This is a genomic window from Endothiovibrio diazotrophicus (genome assembly GCF_054657215.1).
Window position 1 is genome coordinate 1 of the sequence record NZ_BAAHXB010000171.1, and the last position, 8362, is coordinate 8362.

8 protein-coding genes are annotated in these 8362 nt (G+C 67.1%); 5 read left to right on the forward strand and 3 right to left on the reverse strand.

The window, feature by feature from the left end; genetic code table 11:
* Positions 1–11: 11 nt before the first annotated feature.
* Complete coding sequence (locus ACYQ2W_RS24450; protein WP_459873314.1) at positions 12–887, reverse strand: YkgJ family cysteine cluster protein; 876 nt, start codon at positions 885–887, stop codon at positions 12–14.
* 132 nt (positions 888–1019) lie between these two features.
* Between ACYQ2W_RS24450 and ACYQ2W_RS24455 the strand changes: the two genes are divergently transcribed.
* Positions 1020–1172, forward strand: a complete 153-nt coding sequence (locus tag ACYQ2W_RS24455; protein ID WP_459873316.1) for a hypothetical protein — start codon at positions 1020–1022, stop codon at positions 1170–1172.
* Positions 1173–1407: 235 nt separating this feature from the next.
* Here ACYQ2W_RS24455 and aprA read toward each other — a convergent pair whose 3' ends face one another.
* Complete coding sequence (aprA, locus tag ACYQ2W_RS24460) at positions 1408–3417, reverse strand: adenylyl-sulfate reductase subunit alpha (RefSeq protein WP_459873319.1); 2010 nt, start codon at positions 3415–3417, stop codon at positions 1408–1410.
* A gap of 53 nt (positions 3418–3470) precedes the next feature.
* Complete coding sequence (aprB, locus tag ACYQ2W_RS24465; protein ID WP_459873321.1) at positions 3471–3944, reverse strand: adenylyl-sulfate reductase subunit beta; 474 nt, start codon at positions 3942–3944, stop codon at positions 3471–3473.
* Between the two features lie 730 nt (positions 3945–4674).
* Between aprB and ACYQ2W_RS24470 the strand changes: the two genes are divergently transcribed.
* From ACYQ2W_RS24470 to ACYQ2W_RS24485, 4 genes are all read left to right on the forward strand, one after another.
* The gene (locus ACYQ2W_RS24470; RefSeq protein ID WP_459873323.1) at positions 4675–5355 is read left to right on the forward strand and encodes a thermostable hemolysin; all 681 of its coding nucleotides are present in this window, start codon (positions 4675–4677) and stop codon (positions 5353–5355) included.
* A complete protein-coding gene (locus tag ACYQ2W_RS24475) occupies positions 5352–6854 on the forward strand; it encodes an AMP-binding protein (protein ID WP_459873325.1) in 1503 nt (500 codons plus the stop codon). Before ACYQ2W_RS24470 ends, ACYQ2W_RS24475 begins: the two co-directional genes overlap by 4 nt.
* Positions 6851–7519: an iron-containing redox enzyme family protein gene (locus ACYQ2W_RS24480; RefSeq protein WP_459873327.1), complete on the forward strand. Its 669-nt coding sequence runs from the start codon at positions 6851–6853 to the stop codon at positions 7517–7519. The genes ACYQ2W_RS24475 and ACYQ2W_RS24480 overlap by 4 nt, the downstream gene beginning before the upstream one ends.
* On the forward strand, positions 7516–8362 hold an 847-nt coding region (locus ACYQ2W_RS24485; RefSeq protein WP_459873329.1), incomplete at its 3' end, for an SDR family oxidoreductase. The genes ACYQ2W_RS24480 and ACYQ2W_RS24485, both read left to right, overlap by 4 nt.

Below are 8362 nucleotides of genomic sequence, written 5' to 3' on the forward strand. Positions count from 1 at the left end.
CTAGAAAATTCTCATGCGCAGGAGGAGTCGTCGAAGGTGGCGTCGATCACCTCCTCGCTCTCCTCGGCGGCCTTCTCACGCGCCTTGCGTTTCTCGAAACGCTCCTCGATCGCCCCGTCGGCACGGGGCAGGCTCTCCTCGGCGAACAGCACCTGGCGCATCAGCCGGAAGCTGAAATCCAGCAGCCCCTCGTCGCTCCCGTCCACCACCGCCCACTCCTCTTCGCTCAACGCGAAGCCGCGGCGGAAGCTCTTCTCGGAGACGAAGATGCGGAAGGCATCAAGGTCGTAGTTGGCCATGAAAAAGAGCTGCAGCGAACGCTTGGAGGGCTTGCCGACCGACGGCCCCAGGGACTTCACCTTAAGCACCAGCTGACTCCAGCCGCGGTTGTAACGGTTGTAATCGTCGAGCCCCTGCTCCGCCACGTACTGCTCGATGCTCTGGCACTTCTCCTCCTGGTGGCCGAGGCAGTGCTCCTCGCGGACCATGGCGTAGCTCTGACGATCGGTGTACTCGTCCTCCTTGCGCATCGACAGCTGGGCCACCGGGTAGTAGCGGCAGGCGGTGGGGCGGTCCTCGTAGACGGTGCACCCCTCGTCGGTGTTGAACAGGCAACGCGGCGTGTCGTTCTCGGTGCGCAGCTTGAGCGCCGGCAGGCCGTTCTGGTCGATCTGGAAGGGCACCGCGTAGTCGCGCAGGAACTCGGGGGCGGTGATCTTCAGGCGGCGCTTCAGACGCAGGATGTCGTAGGGGGTGAGGGTGATGTCGATCGCCTTGCAGCAGGCGTTGAAGCAGCCGATCCCGGGTTTGCAACTGAAGTTGAATTCGGTTCCCGGCTCCAGTTCGACGGGGAGGACGGGGCTTTCGCGAAAGGGTTTGTCGCTCATTTCGGATACCTGTGCGTGCTGGAGGGAAAGGGCGTCGGTAGCGGCAGATGGAGTCCCTGCCGCTACCTGACGACCTCTCATGAGGGGGGTAGGTCGGCGCTACCGCGCCGACGCAAACGAAAGCAGCGGAGCATGAAACGCACCGCGCTTGCCGAGCGCCGCCTACCACCCGGACGGATTTCGGAGACGCTCAAACAATGGTGCTTCCGTTCTACCGACGACCTCTCGAAGGATGGTGTAGGTCGGCGCTACCGCGCCGACGCAAACGAAAGCAGCGGAGCATGAAACGCACCGTGCTTGCCGAACGCCGCCTACCACTCGGACGGGTTTCGAAGGCGCTCAAACAACGGTGCTTCCGTTCACGTCGGCGCGGTAGCGCCGACCTACCGGGAACTAGGGTTTTTACGACCTAAGAAGCAAAAGTCCGGGCACCTCGCGGCACCCGGACTTCTTCGCCCCTCTCTCTTTTCCCGCGCTAGCGGGAAAAGAGTCGGGGCGCCCTGTTCAGGGTCTACCGAGCTTAGTGAGCGGCAGGCTTGAACAGCTTGGACTTGTCCACCAGATCCACGTGGGCGCGCTTGAACACGGTCCACTTCTTGGCGGTCTTGTCGTAGATGGAGTTCACGAAGCAGTGCCAGTTCTCCTCATCGACAAAGTTCTTGTCCATGCGGTAGTAGAAGCCCGGGTAACGGGACTCCTCGCGGAACTGGATGTGCTTCATGTGGGCCTCGGCGGTGAGGATGCGGTGATAGTTCTCCCACGCGCGCAGCAGCTCGTGGAGGTCCTTGGCACGCATCTTCTCGGCGTCTTCCTTCAGCATCTCCAGCTTCTGCTCCGCAACCTCGAGCATGTGCTCGTTGGTCTTGTAGTAGGTGGCGACACCGGCAACGTACTCGTCCATGATCTTCTGCAGACGGAACTGCAGCATCTTGGGGGTGATGTAGTTGGGGTTGACGTCGATGGCGGTCGAGTAGTCCTTGAACTCCAGGAAGGTCTTCACCGGGCGCAGGATCTCGGCGACGAGATCGTCGACGCTGGTGTCGAGCTCAGGGGTCCAGTCCTTGTTGTCCACCACGAACTTGACCATCGCCTTGGCGGCCATGCGGCCCTCGGCGTGGGAGCCGGAGGAGAACTTGTGGCCGGAAGCGCCCACGCCGTCACCGGCGGTGAACAGGCCCTTCACGGTGGTCATGCCGCGGTAGCCCCAGTTCCAGCCGGAGGGCAGGTGCTCGGGCACGCCCGGCAGGGACTCCTCGGTGGGGGCACCGACGTCCTCGGGACCGGAGGTCCAGATGCCGCAGCAGCCGGAGTGGGAGCCGAGCAGGTAGGGCTCGGTGGGCATCAGCTCGGAGTTCTTCTTCTCCGGCTCGATGTTCTCACCGACCCAGATGCCGCACTGGCCGACGCACATGTCGAGGAAGTCCTCCCAGGCCTCCGCCTCGAGGTGCTTCACCTCGCGGGGGGTCAGGGTCTCGCGCAGGTTGGCGAGCGCGGTCACGGTGTCCATCCAGATCGGACCGTTACCGTCCATCATCTCCTTGAGCATCAGGTGGTTGCGCAGGCAGGAGGCGGGAACGGCGGCCTGGCCGTAGGGAGGATAGTCGTCCAGCATGTCCTTGTTCTTGACCATGTAGGCCTCGCCGAAGGCGTTGGTGGCCTTGGACTTGAACAGCAGGAACCAGGCACCCACCGGACCGTAACCGTCCTTGAAGCGGGTCGGCACGAAGCGGTTTTCCATCATGGTCAGCTCGGCACCGGCCTCGGCGGCCATGGAGTAGGTGGAGCCGGCGTTCCAGACGGGGTACCAGGCGCGGCCGGTGCCCTCACCGACGGAGCGGGGACGGAAGATGTTGACGCAGCCACCGGCGGCCAGCAGGCAGGCCTTGAACTTGTAGACGGCGACCTTGTGCTCGCGCACGGAGAAGCCGACGGCACCGGCGACGCGGCCGGGGTCGTTCTTGTCGTTGACCAGCTTGACGATGAAGATGCGCTCTTCGATGCGATCGGGACCCAGGGCCTTCTTGGCGGCCTCGGCGACGATCCACTTGTAGGACTCGCCGTTGATCATGATCTGCCACTTGCCGGAGCGCACGGGCTTGCCGCCGTCCTTCAGGGGGGTCATGCCCTTGGAACCGTCGAAACGCTCACCGTTCTCGTCGGTCTTCCAGATCGGCAGGCCCCACTCCTCGAAGAGGTGCACCGACTCGTCGACGTGACGGCCCAGGTCGTAGGCCAGGTCGTCGCGGGTGATGCCCATCAGGTCGTTGGAGACCATGCGGGCGTAATCGGCGGGATCCTGCTCGGGACCGATGTAGGTGTTGATCGCGGAGAGGCCCTGGGCCACGGCGCCGGAGCGGTCCATGGCGGCCTTGTCGACCAGCTTGACGGTGATGTCACGACCCATGTCGGCCTTGGCGGCCTCGATCCAGGGCATCAGCTCGTAAGCGGCACCGCAGCAGGCCATACCGCCGCCGATCAGAAGGATGTCAACCTCTTCCTCGACGACATCAGGATTACCAAATTCAGCCATTATTCACTTCCTCGGAATTTGTTTGCTTGAAGTTCAGGTCGCACGCGAGCCGCTTACTTGCGGATCAGCTCGGCGGGATCGCCGGCGCGGTAACCGTTCTGCTCCATATGGTTGAAGAAACCATTGTCGGAGATCTTGCCCATCTCGGCAGCGGCCTTCCCGGTGTAGCAGTCGATCGAGCCTTCGGGGGTGGTGCGGATGGGGAACTTGAAGCGCTTCATGGTGCCGTTGCGGAACTTGATGGTCCACATGATGGAGTCGGTACCACGGAGAGGCTGCACGGAACCGCCGAGAGGAACGACGTCGGCGTAGTGACGGGCCTCGATGGCCTGCTGGGGGCAGATCTTGACGCAGGAGTAGCACTCCCAGCACTGCTCCGGCTCCTGGTTGAAGGAACGCATGGCGTGGCCGGTCTCGGAGCCATCCTTGTCCAGCTTCATCAGGTCGTGGGGGCAGATGTACATGCAAGCGGTCTTGTCCTGACCCTTGCAACCGTCGCACTTGTCGGTACGGACGAATGTCGGCATGGTTTCCTCTCCAATATATTGTTTGAGGTTACGGTCAACCCGCCGCCGGGTTTGGACTCCGGCCACGGAATTCTTGGATTCTTCTCTACACCGCGGGCCAGATCCGGATGACGCCGCCGACGCGGCGACCCCCCTCTTCCCCGGCGTCCGGGCGCGCCGTTTTACGGCCCCCCGGCTTTCGCGGACCACCTAACATAGTCACCTGCACCCCGAAAGCAAGCAGGTTTTGTCTTCCAGCCCATAAACGAGCTTTATTGTTTTCCTTATGGAGCCGATCGCAGCTTATACCTGGATGAATTTCAACGAGATTTTAATCTCGGCCAAAATACCACAGTCAATCACTCAACGATAAGAAAAGGCTAATATTCCACACCCTGAACAGTCTGAGACAACCCCAATTCCGCAGGCCGTAGGTCGGCGCTACGGCGCCGACACCAGCGGAGGCGCCGCTCCTCCACCCTCTCCACCGCACTTCCCGAATGGGAGAGACGCGCCTTTCGGAACGAACGTCGTATCCGCACGCCCGCAGCTTCCGTTCAAGTCGGCGCAGTCGCGCCGACCTACCCCCAAAAGCCCAAATTCCGGATTTCCCGGGTAGGCGTCGATCAACGCCCCCCCCTTTAAACCACCCTCTGCGCAAAAGGAAACCCCCGGGGAAATCCGGTTAAGGCCCCATTAATCCACGGGCCGTATCGTGCCGTCCATCGCAAACCACCACAGGACGGCCGCCATGCTCAACCCGATCGTCGCCGACCACCTCAATGGGGCGCGGCTGGAGTTCCTGGAGCGGGACTCCGCCGGGCGCGATACCCTCGAACGGTTCATCCGCGACGGCTATCGGGATGCCTTCGACGCCGAGCTCGCCCAGTTCATGCCGCTGCTGATCGGACTGCGCGGCGCCGACGGCACGCCGCTGGCGGCGATGGGCATCCGCGCCGCCGACCGCGAGCCGCTGCTGCTGGAGCACTACCTGGACGGCCCGGTGGAACGGGAAATCGCCCGCGCCATCCCCAACGCCACCCCGCGGCGGGGCGCCATCGTAGAGCTGGGCAACCTGGTGGTCAACCATGCCGGCGCCGCCCGCTGCATGATCGTCGCCCTCAACGCCTACCTGCGCGGCGCCGGCTTCGACTGGGTGGTGCTCACCGCGGTGCCCGGCCTGCGCAACGCCTTCCGCCGTCTCGGCCTGCCGCTCACCGAACTGGCCGAGGCCGACGGCACCCGGCTGGGCGAGGCGCGCCACGCCTGGGGACGCTACTACGACCACCGCCCGGTGGTGGTGGCCGGCAACGTGGCCGACGGATTCGATCGGCTGGAGCAGGCCTTCCGGCTGGAGCGCGCGCTGGGGCTGCTCCACGGCCTGTGGGAACACGCCCTCAGCGCCGGCCGCTCGGCGAGGAGCCTGCCGTGAGCGCGTTGATCGACACCCTCGCCCACCGCGCCCGCCACCACCCCGCGGCCCCCGCCCTGCGCGGCGCGGGGGGCACCCTCGACTACGCCACCTACCACCGCGAAGTGGAGCGCTTCGCCGCCACCCTGCGGCGGGAGAAGATCCGGGTGCTGGCGCTGGCCATCGACAACGGCCCCGCCTGGGCGGTGGCCGACCTGGCGGCGCTGCGCGCGGGCACCATCCTGCTCCCCCTGCCCGCCTTCTTCTCCCCGCAACAGCTGCGCCACGCGGTTGAACAGGCCCGCGCCGATGCCCTGCTCTGCGACCGCCCCGAGCAGTTGGCCGGCCCCCTCGATTTTCACGACCCGGAGCCGGTGCAGCTGGCCGCCACCCACCTCGCGCTGCTCCACCACCCGCGCACCGGTGCGCCGATGCTGCCGGCCGGCACCACCAAGATCACCTTCACCTCCGGCACCAGCGGCACCCCCAAGGGGGTCTGCCTCGACGAGGCGGGCCAACTGGCGGTGGCCCGCTCGCTGATCGAGGCGAGCGGGGCCGGTGGCGACGACCGCCACCTCTGCCTGCTCCCCCTGGCCACCCTGCTGGAGAACATCGGCGGCCTCTACGCCCCGCTGCTGGCCGGCGCCGAGGCGGTGGTGCCGTCGCTGGCCGAGGTGGGTCTGCGCGGCGCCAGCGGCATCGACCCGGCGCGGCTCGCCCACACCCTGCTCGCCGCCCGCCCGACCACCGCCATCGTCGTCCCGGCAATGCTCCAGGCGCTGCTCCACGCCCGCCGTGAGGGGGCGCCGTCGCCCCCGTCGCTACGCTTCCTGGCGGTGGGCGGCGCCAAGGTGGCCGCCACCCTGCTGGAGGAGGCACGCGGCCTGGGTCTGCCGGTCTATCAGGGCTACGGCCTCTCCGAATGCGCCTCGGTGGTAACCCTCAACCGCCCCGACGACGACGCCCCCGGCAGCGTCGGCCGCCCGTTGCCCCACCTGCAGTTGGAGATCGCCGCCGACGGCGAGGTGCTGGTCCACGGCCCGCGCATGCTCGGCTATCTCGGCGAGATCGATGCCCCGCCCAACGACGCCCCGTGGCCCACCGGCGACCTGGGCCACATCGATGACCAGGGCCGGCTCCACCTCACCGGGCGCAAGCGCGACCTATTCATCACCGCCTTCGGCCGCAACCTCGCCCCCGACTGGGTGGAGGCCGAGCTGACCGCCCACCCGGCCCTGCCCCAGGCGGTGCTCTACGGCGACGGCCGCCCGTGGAACGCCGCCCTGCTCTACTCCCCCGCCCCCGATCCGCTGGTGGAGCAGGCGGTGGCCGCCGCCAACCGGCGGCTGCCCGACTACGCCCGGATCACCCGCTGGCTGCGCGCCGAAGAGCCCTTCACCCTCGCCAACGGCCTGGCCACCGCCAACGGCCGCCCCCGCCGCGAGGCCATCGCCGCACGCTACGGCGCCGCGCTGGCCGCCCTCTACACCGACGACACCCCGGGAGAGCCCGCCCCATGAGCTTCATCCAGCAACTGCTCGCCGCCACCGAGGCGAACCGCAACCAACTCCTCACCACCCCGATCATCCAGGCCGGCGCCCGCGGCGAGGTGACCCTCGAGCAGTACCTCGCCTTCCTCACCGAGGCCTACCACCACGTCAAGCACACCGTCCCCCTGCTGATGGCCTGCGGCGCCCGCCTGCCCGAGCGCCTCGGCTGGCTGCGCGACGCGGTCGCCCACTATATAGAGGAGGAGCGCGGCCACGAGGAGTGGATCCTCAACGACATCCGCAACGCCGGCGGCGACGCCGAGGCGGTGCGCCACGGCCAGCCCGCACTGCCCACCGAGCTGATGGTCGCCTACGCCTACGACACCATCGCCCGCGGCAACCCGGTGGGGTTGTTCGGCATGGTGCTGGTGCTGGAGGGGACCAGCGTCCAGCTCGCCCTCAACGCCGCCGCCGCGATCCGCCAGGGGCTCGGCCTGGGCGCCGACTGCTTCAGCTACCTCACCTCCCACGGCGAGCTGGACCAGGAGCACGTCGGCTTCTTCGAAGAGCTGATGAACCGCCTCGACGACCCCGCCGACCGGGCCGCGGTGACCCACTGCGCCAACGTCGTCTACCAGCTCTACGGCGACATCTTCCGCGCCCTGCCCGGCGCCCGCCTGGAGGCCGTCGCATGAACCTGCAAGAGACCCGCATCCTGCTCACCGGCGCCAGCGGCGGCATCGGCCAGCTCACCGCCGAGGCCCTCGCCGCCAAGGGCGCCCACCTCGCCCTGGTCGGACGACGCGCCGAGGCGTTGGAGCCGCTGTGCCAGCGGATCAACGCCCACGGCGGCGAGGCCCACCCGGTGCTCGCCGACCTCTCCACCGCCGACGGCGCCCACAGCGCCTCCGTCCAGGCGTTCGCCCGCCTCGGCGCCATCGACCTGCTGATCAACAACGCCGGCACCCTCCAGTTCACCCGCTACGGCGAGCAGGACCCGGAGACCATCGAGCGGATCGTGCAGACCAACCTGCTCGGCCCGATGCTCCTCACCCGCGCCATCCTCCCCCACATGGAGGCGCGCAATCGCGGCCGCATCGTCAACGTCGGTTCCACCTTCGGCACCCTCGGCTTCGCCTGCTTCACCGCCTACTCCGCCAGCAAATTCGGCCTGCGCGGCTTCTCCGAAGCGCTGCGCCGCGAACTGGACGGAAGCGCCATCGGCGTCACCTACATCGCCCCCCGCGCCGCCCGCACCAGGATCAACGACGGCGCGGTGATGGCGATGGCCGATGCGGTGAAGATGAACATGGATCCCCCCGAGCGGGTCGCCAAGGAGATCGTCGCCGCCATCGAAGGCGACGCCAAGGAGCACTACATCGGCTTCCCCGAATCCTTCTTCGCCCGCCTCAACGCCCTGCTCCCGCGCCTGGTCGACGGCGCCCTGAGGAAGCAGAACGCCATCCTGCGCCGTTTCGCCGGCGGTGAAACGGCGATGAACGAAACCGAAGCCACCGCCGCCCCCTGTAGGAGCGACC